Annotated in this window: 13 protein-coding genes; 5 read left to right on the forward strand and 8 right to left on the reverse strand. The window is 67.1% G+C overall.

Going from position 1 to position 16,102, the window contains the following annotated elements; all coding sequences use genetic code 11:
- Nucleotides 1-96: 96 nt before the first annotated feature.
- The 3 genes from ACZ2G1_RS19640 to ACZ2G1_RS19650 all read right to left on the reverse strand — a co-directional run bounded on the left by ACZ2G1_RS19640 (nucleotide 97) and on the right by ACZ2G1_RS19650 (nucleotide 2,754).
- Complete coding sequence (locus ACZ2G1_RS19640) at nucleotides 97-798, reverse strand: dienelactone hydrolase family protein (RefSeq protein ID WP_470378019.1); 702 nt, start codon at nucleotides 796-798, stop codon at nucleotides 97-99.
- Between the two features lie 373 nt (nucleotides 799-1,171).
- Nucleotides 1,172-1,801 (reverse strand): TetR/AcrR family transcriptional regulator, encoded by a 630-nt coding sequence (locus tag ACZ2G1_RS19645; protein ID WP_470378020.1) that lies wholly within the window; start codon nucleotides 1,799-1,801, stop codon nucleotides 1,172-1,174.
- Nucleotides 1,801-2,754 carry an oxidoreductase gene (locus tag ACZ2G1_RS19650; protein WP_470378021.1) on the reverse strand — a complete coding sequence of 318 codons (954 nt, stop codon included), beginning with the start codon at nucleotides 2,752-2,754 and terminating at the stop codon, nucleotides 1,801-1,803. The genes ACZ2G1_RS19645 and ACZ2G1_RS19650 overlap by 1 nt, the downstream gene beginning before the upstream one ends.
- A gap of 711 nt (nucleotides 2,755-3,465) precedes the next feature.
- On the opposite strand from ACZ2G1_RS19650, the gene ACZ2G1_RS19655 reads away from it, so the two are divergent.
- The 3 genes from ACZ2G1_RS19655 (at nucleotide 3,466) to ACZ2G1_RS19665 (ending at nucleotide 5,881) form a co-directional block, all read left to right on the forward strand.
- Complete coding sequence (locus ACZ2G1_RS19655; RefSeq protein ID WP_470378022.1) at nucleotides 3,466-4,671, forward strand: cytochrome P450; 1,206 nt, start codon at nucleotides 3,466-3,468, stop codon at nucleotides 4,669-4,671.
- On the forward strand, nucleotides 4,668-4,895 hold the full coding sequence (locus ACZ2G1_RS19660; RefSeq protein WP_470378023.1) for a ferredoxin: 228 nt from the start codon (nucleotides 4,668-4,670) through the stop codon (nucleotides 4,893-4,895). The genes ACZ2G1_RS19655 and ACZ2G1_RS19660 overlap by 4 nt, the downstream gene beginning before the upstream one ends.
- 824 nt (nucleotides 4,896-5,719) lie before the next feature.
- Nucleotides 5,720-5,881 (forward strand): hypothetical protein, encoded by a 162-nt coding sequence (locus tag ACZ2G1_RS19665; RefSeq protein ID WP_470378024.1) that lies wholly within the window; start codon nucleotides 5,720-5,722, stop codon nucleotides 5,879-5,881.
- A gap of 488 nt (nucleotides 5,882-6,369) precedes the next feature.
- Here the strand turns inward: ACZ2G1_RS19665 and ACZ2G1_RS19670 are convergent, their stop codons facing one another.
- From ACZ2G1_RS19670 to ACZ2G1_RS19680, 3 genes are all read right to left on the reverse strand, one after another.
- A complete protein-coding gene (locus ACZ2G1_RS19670) occupies nucleotides 6,370-6,792 on the reverse strand; it encodes a hypothetical protein (RefSeq protein ID WP_470378025.1) in 423 nt (140 codons plus the stop codon).
- A gap of 194 nt (nucleotides 6,793-6,986) precedes the next feature.
- Nucleotides 6,987-8,084 carry a HigA family addiction module antitoxin gene (locus ACZ2G1_RS19675; RefSeq protein WP_470378026.1) on the reverse strand — a complete coding sequence of 366 codons (1,098 nt, stop codon included), beginning with the start codon at nucleotides 8,082-8,084 and terminating at the stop codon, nucleotides 6,987-6,989.
- Between the two features lie 31 nt (nucleotides 8,085-8,115).
- Nucleotides 8,116-8,415: a type II toxin-antitoxin system RelE/ParE family toxin gene (locus ACZ2G1_RS19680; RefSeq protein WP_470378027.1), complete on the reverse strand. Its 300-nt coding sequence runs from the start codon at nucleotides 8,413-8,415 to the stop codon at nucleotides 8,116-8,118.
- Nucleotides 8,416-9,184: 769 nt separating this feature from the next.
- Here ACZ2G1_RS19680 and ACZ2G1_RS19685 point away from each other — a divergent pair.
- The gene (locus tag ACZ2G1_RS19685; protein ID WP_470378028.1) at nucleotides 9,185-9,571 is read left to right on the forward strand and encodes a TnpV protein; all 387 of its coding nucleotides are present in this window, start codon (nucleotides 9,185-9,187) and stop codon (nucleotides 9,569-9,571) included.
- A gap of 125 nt (nucleotides 9,572-9,696) precedes the next feature.
- Complete coding sequence (locus tag ACZ2G1_RS19690) at nucleotides 9,697-14,679, forward strand: helicase-related protein (RefSeq protein WP_470378029.1); 4,983 nt, start codon at nucleotides 9,697-9,699, stop codon at nucleotides 14,677-14,679.
- 290 nt (nucleotides 14,680-14,969) lie between these two features.
- Here the strand turns inward: ACZ2G1_RS19690 and ACZ2G1_RS19695 are convergent, their stop codons facing one another.
- Nucleotides 14,970-15,644 (reverse strand): hypothetical protein, encoded by a 675-nt coding sequence (locus tag ACZ2G1_RS19695; protein WP_470378030.1) that lies wholly within the window; start codon nucleotides 15,642-15,644, stop codon nucleotides 14,970-14,972.
- Nucleotides 15,641-15,964 (reverse strand): hypothetical protein, encoded by a 324-nt coding sequence (locus tag ACZ2G1_RS19700; RefSeq protein WP_470378031.1) that lies wholly within the window; start codon nucleotides 15,962-15,964, stop codon nucleotides 15,641-15,643. The genes ACZ2G1_RS19695 and ACZ2G1_RS19700 overlap by 4 nt, the downstream gene beginning before the upstream one ends.
- Nucleotides 15,965-16,102: the final 138 nt, after the last annotated feature.

Consider the following 16,102-nt stretch of genomic DNA (forward strand, 5'->3'; position numbering starts at 1 on the left):
GTGCCTCCACCGGACCCACCGGACCCACCGGCTCTGCCGGCACGGTCGAACGCGATCGACCATACGGGGTGGGATTCGTGAGGCCGGGGTTGCTGGTTAGTGGAGGTGCTCGCCGAAGAAGTCGAGGATGCGTTGCCAGGCGTCCTCGGCCTCCGGCTCCGAGTAGGCCAGCCCGGCGGTGCGTTCGACAAAGCGCAGAGGCCCGGGCGTCTTCCAGTCGTTCATAAAGGAATGACCCACGGCCGGGTACTCCTTCACGTCTCGTGCCACCCCGCCCTCGGCCAGGAGCCTCTCCAGCTCATCGGCTGCCCCCCGCAAGGTGCGGTCCTCGGCGCCGTAGCTGGCCACGACAGGGCATGACCGGGTCAGTGACGCCTTGTCTGTGGGCATCGACCCGTAGTTGGGAGCGGTCGCGTTGAACACTCCTCGTGGCGCCAGCAGGAGGCAGAAGCCGCCACCCATGCAGAACCCGACCGATCCCGCCTTCCCGGAGCAACGATTATCGGCCACGAGGTGGTCGCGGGCGGCGAGGATGTCCTCGACAGCCCTCCCATTGCCGCTGGACAGTGATCGGAAGGTGCTCACGACGCAGGCCAGCCTGCGCCCGCGGCGGTACAGGGCGGGGGCGCAGGCCAGGTAGCCGTTAGCCGCGAAGCGGTCGGTGATGGACTTGATGTCCTCGGTCAGGCCGAAGGCGTCGTGGACCACGACCACCCCCGGCCAGGGCCCCTCCCCGGCGGGAACGGCCAAATACCCGGGCAAGGGGCCAGCGGGGGCGGGAAAGGACATCATCGACATAGCAGCGATGCTAGCCCCGAGTGAGGCGCCCCCGGACGACCGTGTTAGTCACCGGCCGCCGGCAGCCTCGCCGCCGCGGCAGTTGTGAGGGGTGGTGTTGTGGCGTCGGTATCCGTGGTGCCCGGTGTCAGTGCCACGGGAGGCTGCTGGCGGGCCCGGAACCGCCAATGATCATCGACGTCACCGCCCCCGGCACGCGGCAAGCGTTTATTCCGGGGCGAGGAGACCCGGTTGGCCGGTCTCGCGGGTAGGTCCGTCACGGGGGGATCCCGACAAGGCGACCGTTCGGGGGCGCCCTCGGCCCGCGGTACGTCTGGCGCCCGTGGCGGCTGGCAGACCCGGGCGAGCCCGGTGACGTCGCGGGCTGCCCGGTTCAACCTGACGGTGCAGGCGTCGTCCCACGGCTCGGCGTCGACGGTGCTAGGGCTCGTTGCACATGATCGGCGAAGCGCCGCCACTGGGCGGGGTCTTGTTGCCGTGCGTGGTCGAGGCCGGTGGCGCAGCCGGTGACGAGGATGGTCACGTCGTCCACGTTGACGTCGGGGCGCAGCGCTCCGACCTCGCGCATCCGAGATACGAGAGCGCCCATCGCCGCGCGAACCTCGACCTCGGCCGTGCCCAGACCTGGAATGAGCTCTCCGCACAAAAGGCTCAGGGTCATGCGGTCCGTCCGGAGCCGCTCGAACAGGTCTTCCAGGAAAGCAGGCCAGGCCGCGGCGCCGTGCTGGGTCGCGTCCGCCACGGCCTCGGCGATCCGCTGGGAGACCCAGCTGAGCAGATCCTGACCCACCGCGGTGAGCAGGCCCGACTTGGAGCCGAAAGCCCGGTAGACGGTGGCGTTCCCGACTCCTGCCCGCTGGGCTATCTCGGGAATGGTGGCACTCGCACCCCGGTCGGCGAACACCGCACGCGCGGAGAGCAGGACGGCTTCGGTGTTGCGTGCCGCGTCCGACCGTCCTCGTGCCCCCGTCGCAGGAGGCGCTGGGTTGGGCTCGACGGCCATCAATGGGCCTCGCCAGGGGCCGGCAGGTCCGGGTAGGTCACTCCCGTCAGGTCCTCACTGACCTGCCAGAGCCGGGCGGCAACGGCGTCGTCGCCTGCAGCACGGGAGCGGCTGACGAGCACCGGGGCCCCGCGCCCCTGGCCGAGGCCGCCAGGTCCGTAGTACTCGCCGCCGCGGACGTCGGGCATCGTCGCAGCGCGCAGGGACGGCAGGGCCGCCGCGGCGGCGGGCTGCGAAATGCGCGACTGCAGGGCACGCACCACCGTGCGCATCGGGCCCGCAGGACCAATGAATCCGCTGGAGAGGTTGGTGTTGGCAACACCTGGGTGCGCCGCGACGACGGTCACCGTGTCGGCCGCCGCCTGCAGTCGCTGATCCAGCTCGTGGACGAACAGCAGGTTCGCGAGCTTGCTCTGCCCGTACCGCGCCCACCGCCGGTAGCTGCTCACACCGTGCAGGTCGTCGAAGTCGATGCGCCCAAACCAGTGCGCGTTGCTGGAGACGACCACGACCCTGCCCGCCTCCGCTTGGCGCAGGGCCGGCAACAGCAACCCGGTGAGGGCGAAGTGGCCGAGGTGGTTGGTGCCCAGCTGGCGCTCGAAGCCGTCAGCCGTCCGACCCTGGGGGACGGCCATGATGCCGGCGTTGGCCACCAGCAGGTCCAACGGTCCATCCCACGCCGAGGCGAACGCACGCACCGAGGAGAGGTCGGCCAGGTCCAGCTGTCCGAGCCTGGCGGTGCTCGACCCCGTCTCCTCGACCAGCTGAGCCAGAGCCCGCTCACCACGCCGCGGATCGCGGCAGGCCAGGGTCACCACCGCGCCCCGACGGTCCAGCTCGATCGCGGTGCGCAACCCGATGCCGCTGTTCGCGCCGGTGACCACGGCCGTGCGCCCGTCCAGAGAGGGGATGTCGGCCAGCGACCAGGCCGGAGATGTCGTCGTGTTCGTCATGACCAGACCATAGCCGAAACGGACTGACAGTGTCCGCTTCGGGGCGGCGCCGCACCGTCGGGGCCGCATCGGGTGACCACCTGAGCATCGGTATGTCCCTGACCGATACAACTATCGGATCGGTCAGAGACCGGGCCATCAGAACGAAACTGGTCCGGGGTTTCCAACTACCGACGGACCGCCGGCCGTCCCGCTCCGAAGCCTCACCAGGGTGCTTGTGCTGAAGCCTCTTCGCCGACGCTCTGGGTGCAGCATCGCTCACCCTCGTCACCACCGGGCTCGGGGCATCGATGCCTGTACTGCTCCCGGTGGACAAGCGGGAATCCGCAACCGGGTCGCCCTGGAGGGCATTTTCGCCGTACTGCCCCTGGCCTCCGGTGGCGGGATCCGCCCTCGGCATCGGCTACGAAAGCGGCAAGAGGCCGGTATCTGGGATCAGCTGCCCCAGACGGTGCCCCCTGAACTCTCCGATGCGCAGGCACCGGAGTATTCCCGCCCCAGCATCCCCCGGTGCTCGTGCACGCCAAAGAAGGGGGGCGAGAACAGACCGGGCGCATCCCCCGGTCGTGGGAGGGCGGGGACGAAATACCATCTGCTCGCCGATGACCGCGGCGTCCACCTGGGGGCAGGACTCCGCTACGAGAATCGATAGGTGACTTGCCGCTTCGGGAGTAAAATAGGGGCTCCAGGCAGAGGAAAAGGTGGCGTGGCATGACCGAGCCCCCGGCAGTGCTCCCGCTGCATATGCGCCGGGAGCGTTTTGACCCGGTCGAGGAACTCGGCCGGCTGCGCGACGGCGATGCGGTGAGCCGGGTTGACACGGGCCTGGGGATGTCCGCGTACCTGGTCACCCGGTACGACGACGTCCGCCAGGTGCTGTCCGACCCCGTCCGGTACAGCAACACCGACCGGCGGTCGTTCGCGCTAATGGGCGATCAGCAGCTCAGCCCCGAGGAGCTGGACCAGATGCAGGCCGGTCAGCTGCTGGCTTTTGACCCGCCGGAGCACACGAGGCTGCGGCGCATGCTCACTCCGGAGTTCACCGTCCGCCGGATGCGCCGACTGGAGCCGCGAATCATCGAGATCGTCGAGCAGCACCTCGACGCGCTGGAACGCGCCGGCGCGCCAGCCGACCTCGTCGCGGACTTTGCCCTCCCCATCCCGTCGCTGGTGATATGCGAGCTCCTCGGCGTGCCCTTTGCGGACCGCGCGGAGTTCCAGCACCGCACTGAACGCCAGCTCGACATGTCGACCCCGGCCGAGGAACGCCTCGAGCTGGCCCGGGAGGGACACGAGTACATGAAAGGCCTGGTCGCCCGCGCCCAGGCCACACCGGGCGAGGACATGCTTGGCATGCTCGTGCGTGAGCACGGCGAGGAGTTGAGAACCGACGAGCTGATCGGCATCGCCGGGCTGCTGCTGGTCGCCGGGCACGAGACCACCTCGAACATGCTGGGGCTGGGGACCCTGGCTCTGCTGCGGCACCCCGAGCAGTTGGCACTGGTGCGCGACGACTCCGCGATGGTCGATTCGGCGGTCGAGGAGCTCCTGCGCTGGTTGAGCATCGTGCACTCCGGCGTCCCGCGCACCACGACCACCGAGGTCGAGATCGCAGGCCACACCATCCCGGCAGGAGAGCTCGTGGTGTGCTCGCTGCCCGCGGCCAATCGCGACGCGGCCCTGGTCGACGATCCGGACCGGTTGGACGTCACCCGAGGTGCCCCCGGCCACGTCGCGTTCGGGCACGGCGTGCACCACTGCCTCGGGGCGCCGCTGGCCCGGATGGAAATGCGGATTGCGTTCCCCGCGCTGCTGCGGCGCTTCCCGCGGTTGGCCCTGGCCGTGCCGTACGAGGAGGTCGACTTCCGCTCGTATCACGTGGTCTACGGGTTGCGCACGCTGCCGGTGACCTGGTGAGCACGACCGTGAGGGTCGCCGCCGACCGGGACGTGTGCATCGGCGCGGGGATGTGCGTCGTGGCTGCGCCGACGGCCTTCGACCAGGACGAGGAGGGAATCGTGGTCGTCCTCGCCCCGGACCTCCCCGAGGTGGAGGCGCGTCATGTGGTCTCGCTCTGCCCGTCGGGAGCGCTGCGCCTCATCGACCCTGAGGGCGATGGGACAAGGCCTGGCACCTATTAGCGTGCGCGGGTGACCGTCGTCGAAGCCGGGCGGCCCCCTTCGCGCCGCCGCTGGCCCACATGAGAGTGGTGACGTCGCCGTCTGCGCAGGGTGGAGTCAGTGGCTGATGGCGGGAGCGGCGTTGTGATGGGTGTCCTCGTCCCCCGGGGCGGCGATGTTGGTGCGGGAACCGATGGCGCCGGTGGCCCCGAAGACGGTGACGTTCAAGCGTGTTTACATCCTCTGGTCAGGACGAGCTATGAAGAAGGTAACGGGGGTAACGCTCGTAGTAGGGGTAGGACTGCTCATACGCCTGCTCGGCGGTGTCCCCGAGGTAGAAGTGGCTGGTGATGTCCACCTGTAGCGCCTCCTCCGGGTGTCCGGCTTGGGCGCCAGCGGTGCGGTAGAACTCGACGAGCCGGCGGGCGTGGTCGATCGTGCTGCCGATCAGGCCAGGGCCAGGGGCAGGCCGAGGCGCCCGGCCCGTTGGGCACTGGCCGGAGTGCCACCCACTCCCGCCCACACCGCCTGTCACGGCGGTGTCTCTCAGGTGCGGGGGACTATGAGGTTGTACGGTATGAGCAGTTTCCCAGTGTCGAGGACCTCGTCGGCGATCTCGGTGGGCTTGCGGTGGCAGTCCTTGCCGGCCTTGATCAACCGATCGAAGACCTGCTGTCTGGTAGAGGCCCGAAGCGTGCCATCAGCGCCCCAGTGAGGCCTCGCGATCGGACGAGATCAGGGGTTTACTGCCCTGGGGCAAGACATCCCCAGCGGGCTAGGGGTGTCCGGCAGGGTGCTTGTTTACGGGTCCGTTCCGGAAGGGACACGTCGATTAGTGTTATGGAGTGATCACTGTCGAGCGTCTCGAAGACATCAGCCGGTTCCATGAACTATTGCGGGTCGCACTAGCAGAAAACACCCAGCCCTTGACGCAGATCCAGCGGCAGGTCGTGGTGGACATGATGGGGGAGCTGATCGCGCATGCAACAGAAACCGTCAGGCCATAACGAAAGCGCCCCACCCGACAGGGGATGAGGGCATTCCGGTGCCCGACCGGGGAGATTGGGCACGCGACCCTCGGGCTAGGGACCCGCAGATAACATCAGCCGCCCGGGGACGCTCTTATGGCCTGTCAAGCCGGACTGGTCTGGTGCTCGAGCAGCGGATAGTTGCGCCAGTAGGTCAGATGAGGCGTCATGCCGCAAGGGTCACGAAAAAGGGCCGCCTTTACATATGGCCCGGCTACCGGCCACTTCCCACAGGCATGGGACTGGAGCACAGTTGCCTGCTCGGCTGGGCTCCTGTGTCTATGAGCTGGCCGGCCTGGCTACGGAACCTCGGCCTTTGCCGTTCTCACGGGTGCCGCCAGCGATTTTCTTCACTTCATCCGGGATCGGTTGGTGGCGTTTCGAAGCTACTGCGATGTAAGCCTTGGCTGCAGCCTGTCGATTCGCCACGAACCGACCCGTTTTTGCGGAACGTCTAACGCTCTTCGTCACGACTGCCCCTCCTCACTGTTGGTCAAGTCTGCGTGGTCGTCCTCTGAAGTGTCCAGACCCAAGGCGGTTCCCAGGACTTCTTGGATGAACGCCGCCGTCGTATCGCTAGGGGCGTTCTCGCCAAGATGCTGGAGGGCCGCAATCGCGGCAAGAGCGTCGCGGTCGCTGAGAATGGCCACCGTTGCGTCCTCAACCTCTAGCTCCTCGTCCTCGGTGGATACGGAGAGCAGGCGGTCCGCCGCCCAACGCGCATTCTCCCACCATTGGGCGGTCTCGGCGGTAGCCCTTTGCACCTCAGCAGTCGCCAGAGCAGTGTCTCGGGCTGTCTGGGCGGAACGGGTGACTCCGCGGTAGGCGATCGAGGCCGCCGCGAGGGCCGCGACCCCGCCCAAGCCCGCACTTGTGGAGAACGAGTACAACCATTCCCGGATGGTTTCTAGCTCAATAGGCCAGTGCGCATGCGCTAACGCTCCCAGAAGTGCTGAGAATAAGAGAGTAATTAAATACCCGATAATCCACGATAGTCGAAGCCATTTATTGGAATGTCTTTGGGGCACTTCGCCATCTTCCTGTCACGGTTATTCGACATGCCGGAGCACGGGAGATATCGACTTCAGAAGGGGTATTTCCAGCTGGCGAGCTGTGGTTCAACGGTGGGAGCCCCCTTGGCAAGCACTGTGCGCCAGTCGAGGTTTCCCATTTTCTGCAGGCGCCCAATTACAACGACGGGGTGGACGTGGTGCTTGTCTGCTTCGGCCTGGATCCAGGCGCTCCGGACACGGCTGGGTGGGTCGCTGAACTCGTGATTGGGGAAGGTCAGCTCTGCGGCGAGTTCGTCGGCTGCCCGTTCCTGGTCGTCGAGCCCTTGGGCCCCGGCGGTCTCGTTGATGCCGGTGTCCACGCGGATTTCGCCTTCTTTGAGGTCGCCATTGAGGATGTGCGCGACCTCGTGCAGCAAGGTGAAAAGGACCTTGTCGAGTCTCTTTCCCCGCCCGGACAGGGCGATGACGGGGTTGCCGTCTTGTAAGAAGGACACCCCGTCGAGCTTGGAACCGGGGAAGCTCTCCTCGTAGAGGAGGGCGACTCCGTGCTCGCCGAACTGGTCCGGAAGGGACGCGAACGCCGCAGGGGTGGCCACCATCTGACTGATCCGACGGGCGAACGTGGCGAAGCCGGCCGGGTCGAAGGCTGGTACCTGCTGGCTACGGGCTTTGTCCTTGATGACGGCCAGCCAGGCTCGCTGCAGCTTGGTGGCCTCTTCGTGTTCGTTGCTGCGCCGGGCGACAGCGTTGAACTCGGGCTCGTCGTCGATGGTGCCCAGCTCAAAGAGCTGGATGATCTGCGCCTCGGTCTCCTCGAGAGAGCCGTCGGCGATGATCCCGCGCTTACGCAGCAACGACACCGGCGCCAGGTCGTTCAGGCGGGCGCGTCGCTGGACGTCGGTGAGCTGGCTCTGCAGACCCTGGTCCTGGGACTGCTGCCACAGCAGGTACCGATTCTGTAGGTTCAGCCAGTACTCGGTACTGGTCCCAAAGGCCGCTGCAATCTGAGCGGCCGACTCGCGGGTGAGTTCCTTCTTGCCACTGATCACCTCAGACACGAACTGGGTAGGGCGCTGGATGATCTCGGCGAACTCGGCCTGCGACCAGCCGCGTGCCTCCAGCTCTTCCTCCAGGTGCTCACCAACCGGGAAGGCCTGGGCAATGCTCATGGTGCTCTTCTCCTCTCAACGGACGTCGGTCTCAGTGGTAATCCACGATCTCGATGACAATCGTCGTCCGCCCGGCCGGCTCCGTCCTGAATCGGACGATCAGCCGGTACTGCTTGTTCAGGCGCAGTGAGTACTGGCCTTCTCTGTTGCCCCGAAGCTTCTCCAGGTGCAACGACTTCAACGCCCGCAGATCCCGCTCATCACTGGCTGCGTCAATGGAGTCGATCCTCTTGCGGTACGCCTTGACCAGCTCTCCACTGAGCCGGGGGTGAACGAAGCCCGGATCTTCCGCCAGGCAGCGGAGATCCTCGTCCTCGTACTCGATACGCAAATCCTGACTCCGTTCTCCAGGGACTGTGCTCCCCAGGGACCGGCCACAGCCTACTTTACCACTACTCGACTTCGGTGCATCACCCTTGCCCAGAAGTATTACATCGACTAAAGTTTGGTTTGACGCCGGGCCTCGGCGCCAAACCAAGTGGCCGGCCGTGACCGGCGGGAAGGATGGACGTGATGAGTAAGGGACGCTCGGTAGCGAGGAGCTCGAGGACCGGTCGGTTCGTGACGAAGGGACATGCGAAGCGGTCGCCGCGCACGACCACCACGGAGCGTGTGGGGCGTGGGACGTCGAACTCGAAGCCGGTGACGCGCTCCTCCACGACGGGACGCTTCGTCACGACGCGTTGGGGGCGTGAGAACCCTGGGGGAACGATCACCCAGCAGGTGTGACAGCGCAGCCGCGTCGGTGGATCTCGGAAGCATCTTGATCATGATGAGTTGCTGCCAAGCCGGCTCTCGGCAGCGGCTGGCGATGGATGAAGAGCACCAGCCACGAGGCTCCCATGGTGACGAGTCGGGCAGACCCCTGGTTCACGTGGCGTGATGCGTGCGACCAGGGGTTTTGGGCTCCCTCAGAGGAGGTCGGGTTTCTCCCGGCCGGTGCCATGCGCTCAGATGGACTGGGCGGCTGGGTAGCGTGTGAGGGAGATTCCCGATCGCAATCAGGAGACCCTCCATGGCCAGAGCCCGCAAGAGGACACAAGTCGAGGGGCAGCTGAGCATTGATGCCTTTCTCTTCCCGGAACCCGAGGAGGTTCGTGATGAACACGTACGGCAAGTTCGCGCAGGAAGCGTGGAGGACGACCGCGCCGGCGGAGTACGCCCTGATCCCGGATCCGGATCAGTGGTTCGAAAGCCTGGGGGAGGAGGCGGCGCAGCGGGTGGGCGAGCTGATGATGGAGCTGGCCGGCCCGGATCCGGTGGGGGAAACCTACCTGGAGAAGGTAGGGCGGTTGAACGCGTCGAAGATGCAGGCCGAGGAGATCGTGCGCGCGGAGATGCTGACCCCAGACCCGTCCGTGCAGCAGGAGGAGGACGAGGATCCCGAGTCGGGGATGGCCGAGACTCTCGAGGAGATGAAAGAACTGAACCGGATCTATCAGGACTTCCTGGACGAGTCGGCGCAGGAGGAGGCCGAGCGGCCGTAGGGCTGGAGCCGGCCACCGGACCTGCACCCACAGAGAGCCCGGGACGCTTCGTCCCTCGTGCCCAGGACGACCTGGCCCCCTCCGGGGCGCAGGCAAGGTTTCGAGCCAACCTCGCAGCGCTGCGGGTGCTGCGCATCCTCCAGGCCGAGGGGCGGACTGCCACCGAGGCCGAGCGGACCACGCTGGTCCGCTGGGGGTCCTGGGGTGCCAGCGGTGTCGCCGAAGTCTTCGACGAGTCCCGCACCGAGTACGAGGCCGAGCGGGCCGAGCTGCGCGAGCTGCTGGATGAGACCGAGTACGCCGCCGCACGGCGCACAGTGATCAACGCCCACTACACCGACCCGGCGATCGCCACCGAGGTCTGGGGCGCCCTGACCGGGCTGGGCTTTACGGGCGGGCGGGTGCTGGAGCCCGGCTCCGGTGCCGGCACCTTCATCGGCCTGGCACCCGAAGGCGCCCAGATGACCGGAGTGGAACTGGACCCGGTGACCGCGGCCATCTCTCAGGCCATCTACCCGGACGCCACGATCCGCACCGAGTCCTTCGCCGACACCCGGATGCCCGGTGGCGCCTTCGACGCCGCGGTGGGCAACGTCCCCTTCTCGAAGAATTCCCTGCACGATCCCCGGCACAACGCGGCGGGGCACTCGATGCACAACCACTTCATCCTCAAGTCCCTGGCCCTGACCCGCCCCGGCGGGGTGGTCGGGGTGATCTCCAGCGCGTTCACCCTGGATGCGCAGAACCCCGCGGCCCGCCGGGAGATGGCCGCCACCGCCGACCTGCTCGGGGCGGTGCGCCTGCCCACCGGCGCCCACCGCCGTGCGGCCGGCACGGACGCGCTGACCGACGTGCTGATCTTCCGCCGCCGTCTGCCCGGGGAGGAGCCGCTGGACCAGTCCTGGGTGGAGACCGCCCCGCTGGAGCTGGATGGCCAGCAGGGGCGGATGAACGCCTACTTCCTCGCCCACCCCGCCCGGGTGCTCGGTGAGCCGGTGATCGGCAACGGCATGTACGGCTCCGCCACGCTGACCGTGCGTTCCGATGACTTGGCGGTCACCGGGGCCCGGCTGCGCGAGCAGCTATCGGACATCACCGAACTGGCCCTGGCTGCCGGGCGGGGGATGGCCGAACGCACGGGCGAGCAGGACCTGGAGGTCGCGGCCCTGGTGCCGGCTGGTGAGCAAGAGCAGATCGGGCACATCACCGACCGCGGGGACGAGGGCTTCACTCAGGTCACCGTGGAGGGGGTGCACGCACCGCTGAAGGTGCCCCGCACCCAGGAGGGCGAGCTGCGGGCTCTGTTGGGTCTGCGGGATGCGGCCCGGGCGGTGTTGACCCTCGAGGCGACCAACGTCGAGGACACCCCGGAGCTCGACGCCATGAGGTCCCAGCTGGCGGCCCACTATGAGACGTACGCGGGGCGGTATGGGCCGATCAACCGGTTCACCGAACGCCGCACCGGCAAATACGACGAGGCAGGGGCGGACATCCTGGCCCGGGTCACCCCGCCGGCGGTACGGCTACTGCGCGGGGACCCGTTCGGGCCGCTGGTGCTGGGCTTGGAGCACTTCGACGAGGGCGCCGGCACCGCGGTGGCGGCCGGTCTGCTCTCGGAGCGGCAGGTGCAGCCGCGCCGACCCGTGCTCGGGGTCGACACCCCCGACGAGGCCCTGGCCGTCACCCTGGACACCCTGGGAACCGTGGACCTGCCCCACATCGCCCGGCTGCTGGGCACCGACGAGACCGGGGCACGGGAGTCCCTGGGGGAGCTGGTCTACGAGGTGCCCGGCGAGGATGGGATCTACGAGACCCGGGCCGAGTACCTGTCCGGGGATGTGCGCGAGAAGCTGGATGCCGCCCGGGCCGCGGCAACCACCGGGGCACGGTTCCAGACGAACGTGGCGGCCCTGGAGGCGGTGCTGCCGACCCCGTTGGGGGCCGATGAGATCGAGGCGAGGATCGGGGCGGTGTGGGTGGCGCCGGAGATCCACGAGCAGTTCCTGCGCCACATCATCAAAGACCCGGCCGCCCGGGTGGACCGGATCAGTGGGGCGAACTGGGAGGTGCGGGCCTCCCGCCACGTCTTCGCCGCCCGCAATGACTGGGGTACGGATCGGATGGCCGCTGGGGACATCTTCAAGAACCTGGCCGAGCAGCGCCGTATCCAGGTCACCGACCCCGACCCGTCGGACCCGGAGGGCAACCGCCGGGTGGTCAACGCCACCGAGACCACCGCGGCGCAGGAGAAAGCGCAACTGATGCAGGAGCGCTTCGGGGAGTGGGTGTGGGAAGACCCGGGGCGGGCAGCCGGACTGGTGGATGAGTACAACCGGCGGTTCAACTCCATCGTGCTGCGCGACTACACCGTGGAGGGAGAGCGATTGAGCTTCCCCGGGCTGGTGAAGAACTTCACCCCCCGCCCGCACCAGCGGGCGGCGGTGGCGCGGATGCTCTCAGAGCCCTCGGTGGGGCTCTTCCACGAGGTGGGGGCGGGCAAGACCGCCGAGATGGTCATCGGCGCGATGGAGCTGCGCCGATTGGGCATGGCGCGCAAGCCCGTGGTGGTGGTGCCCAACCACATGCTCGAGCAGTTCACCCGCGAGTGGTTGCAGCTCTACCCCCAAGCGCAGATCCTCGCTGCCTCCTCGGAGGATCTGGCCGGGGACAAGCGGCGGGTCTTCGTCGCGAGGGCGGCGGCCAGTGATTGGGACGGGATCATCATGACCCGCACCGCGTTCGAGCGCATTGAGCTCTCTCCGGGCAGCCGCGATGCGTATTCCGCCCGGGAAGCTGACCGGCAGTGGGCCGAGCTGCAGGCGGCCCGCCAGCGGGCGGCGGAGCGCGGGGCGGAGAGCATGTCGGTCAAGCGCATGGAGGCTGCCCTCCAGCGGTTCGAGGAGCGCCTCAAAGCCAAGGCTGACCGGGAGGTCGACCCGGGCATCACTTTCGAGCAGACCGGCATCGACTACCTGGTGGTCGATGAGCTGCACGACTTCAAGAATCTGACCACGCCCTCGAACATCCAGGACGCGGCGATTGACGGGTCCAAGCGCGCCAGCGACCTGCACGCCAAGGTGGAGTACCTCCGGTCCCAGCACGGGGATCGGGTGATGACCGGGGCGACCGCGACACCGATCGCGAACTCGGTCACCGAGATGTACGTGATGCAGCGCTACCTCGGCCCGGAGTTGTTGGAGCGGGCCGGGATCCACGACTTCGACTCGTGGGCGGCGACCTTCGGTCAGGTGGTGTCCGAGATGGAGCTCTCGGTGGCCGGCGGGGACCACTTCAAGCTGAAAGAGCGCTTCGCGAAGTTCCAGAACGTCCCGGAGCTGCTGAAGATGTTCCACACCTTCGCCGACGTGAAGACCGCCGAGGACCTGCACCTGCCCACCCCAGACCTCGTAGAGCGCCAGGACGGGAAGCGGCTGCCGCGCATGGTCCCGGTGGAGGCCTCTGCCGAGCTCGAGGCGTACATCGAGGACATCGGCCGGCGGGCCGAGGCGATCCAGGCCCGGCTGGTGGACCGGACCGAGGACAACATGCTCAAGATCAGCTCCGACGGGCGCAAGGCCGCCCTGGACATGCGCCTCGTCGACCCGGAGCTGGGGTCCATCGTCTCGGAGACCAAGGTCAGCGTGACCGCGGACCTGATCTCCCGGGTGCACGAGGAGCACCAGGACGACGTGTTCCTCGACACCGCCAGCGGCGAGGAGCACCCCACGAAGGGTGCGTTGCAGATCGTGTTCTGCGACCAGAGCACCCCGTCAACGGAGAAGTGGAACGTCTACGACGAACTCAAGGACCAGCTGGTCCAAAGGGGTATCCCGGCGGAGAAAATCCGGTTCATGCACGAGGCCAAGAACGACGCCGAGAAGGGCCGGCTGTTCTCCGCCGCCCGCGCCGGAGACATCGCCGTGCTGATGGGCTCCACCCAGAAAATGGGAGTGGGCACCAACATCCAGGCCAGGGCGGTGCACCTGGTGGACCTGGACGCCCCGTGGCGCCCAGCCGACATCGCCCAGCGCCACGGACGCATCATCCGTCAAGGCAACCAGAACCCTGAGGTAGCCATCTCTCAGGTCGTAACCAAGGGGTCCTTCGACACCTTCATGTGGCAGACCCTGGAGCGGAAGTCGAAGTTCATCGACCAGATCATGCGCGGGCGCCTGGACGTGCGTGAGATCGAGGACGTCGGGGACAACACGCTGTCCTTCGCCGAGGTGAAGGCGATCTCCAGCGGCAACCCGTTGATCTTGGAGAAGTCGAAAGCCGACCAGGAGCTGGCCCGGTTGGAGCGGTTGAACCGGGCCTGGCACCGCAACCAATCCTCGCTGGTGTTCCGCAAAGACGCCGCCCAGGCGCGCGCTGATGCGCTGGAACGGGAGATCCCCGTGCTCCGCGCGGCGGCGCAGCGCACCACCGATGAGTTGGGTGGTGAGAAGTTTCGGATGAGCATCGACGGGGCCACCTACGACAAGCGCAGCGAAGCCGCGCAGGCGTGGCAGCAGTGGGCCGGTGTCCACGCCACCTCCCGCCCGCCCCGGGGCGGAGAGATCGACCTCGGGGTTGCCGGCCAAATTGGCGGCCACGACATCCGGGTCGTGCAGCGTCCAGGGAACCTGGCCGATCTGGGCGCTTCACCGGTGGAGCTGCGCATCGATGACGCCCCCGGTGTCGCCGTGGAAGTCACCCGCGCGACGTCGCTGAATCCGAGTGTGGGCATGATCCAACGACTCGAGAACCAGGTGCGGGCGCTACCTGAGGAAGTCACCAAACGCGAAGCCCGGCTGGGCTTCGCCCGGCAAGAAGTCGAGGACGCCCGGGAGGCGCTGGACGTGCCGTTCAAGCACCAGGACGCGCTGGAAGCCGCCCGGTGGGAGGTCGAACGAATCGGACGTGCCATGCGCGGGGAAGACGAGCCGCAACCCTCCCTGGACCCGGAGCTGGAGGCGATGAAGAAGAGGATGCGCCTGGAATCCCCGCAGTCATCGAACGGGCGCTGCGGTGGCGCCCAGCGCGGCGGATCACCTGTGGGGCACTCACGGGAGGTGGGCCGCCGGCACTACGAGCAGCGTGCCCAGGAGGACGGTCTGGGGCTGTAATCGTTCGCTCTACTGGGTCGGACGACGAACGGTGCCTGCTCCCCATGAGGGGAGCAGGCACCGTTGCTTGTGTGGTGACCACCCGCTCGGGAAGCCGTCCACAGTCGGCGACTACGAAAGTGCCAGGTGCGCGCGCGAGGTGACCTGCCGGCTGTGGGCGGGTGGTCGGATGGGGTCCCCGCTGTCCATCATGGGTGCGGGCCGAACCGCGGAGCGATGGAGTTCGGGCCGTGCACATGTGGGCACGGGGCCAGTGGCAAAATCACGAGCAACAGCGTCAGGAGCCAGCGTCAGAGCGGCACGATTATTTGCGGTGCAGCCCCGCTCTTCTTCCACATGGCAGTGTGCTCGGCGACGAAACGGCGGGATGGTTGGATCACGGCGTTGGCTTCCTTCATGAGAGTGGGGATGTGCACTTCGTCGTCACGTACCACGAACACCGTCTCGTCTGCGATGTAGCAACGCACGAAAGCAGTGTGTACTTCGGGTATGGCCCAGGAATCACGAGACTTCACGATGCAATCAAAGGCACCGACCCAGCCCGATTCGTCCTCCGTCCGGTGGGCCCATTCATAGGCCCAGGAGTCCATGCGCTCATCGAAGTGTTCCAGGGAGTTGCGTGCAGCCACGTTTTCGATGGTGGGCAAGCTTGGGTTGCCCAATAGGTTCTGGATCCACGCGATGCGATCGGCCCGGAATGGGGCAAGCTCCTTTGATTTGGGCTTCTGGCCGTTGCCGAAGATGAGGTTGCGGAGGCTGGCTGCGCACGAGATTGCCTGCTCTACATGTTCGCCCAAATCCTCTCCGTCCGAGGGGGAGAAGTGCTGGCTCATGCGTAGGCGATCGCCAAGCTCGAGCACGTGACCACACGCTGCCTTGCATGTTCTAGCCTGCCGGTTGATTTCGGCAAGATACATCCTCCACACATGGCTCTCGTTGTCGATGACCTTGTCCCATCCGCTCATGGATGCTGGCCTTCTGTTTCAGCTTGGCCAGCTTCGGGACCACCGGTCGGAGAGTCTGACCGGCGTTTGCGACGCTGCACGCGCTGCACTTTTTCGGGTGCCGCCAGTCCAATCTTGCGCAGCTCCTCGGCGGTCCAGCCGCCGTTGTTCACGGCGGCCTGGAACGCCTGGGCGTCGTTCTTCTCGGCCTCCTTGAGTGCCTCACGGGCGTCGTCGAGGGCGCCGCGTGCGGTGATCGCCCGGCGGATGTAGTCCATCCGGTCGTTGAGCAGCCGCTGCGCGGCTTCCTCTGCCTGCTGGGGGTCAGTGAGCTTCGCCATGCCCCCACCTTAACGAACGCACACCGTGCGTTCCAGAGGAAGCGCCCACTCCGTCGCCGCTTCGCACCCGTGGTGTCTCAGCGGAGCAAAGCTATGTTTTATGTGCCATAAAACGGGTCCGCCGCTAGCCCTGCCGGT

This window comes from Kocuria sp. KKT182 (genome assembly GCF_055635395.1).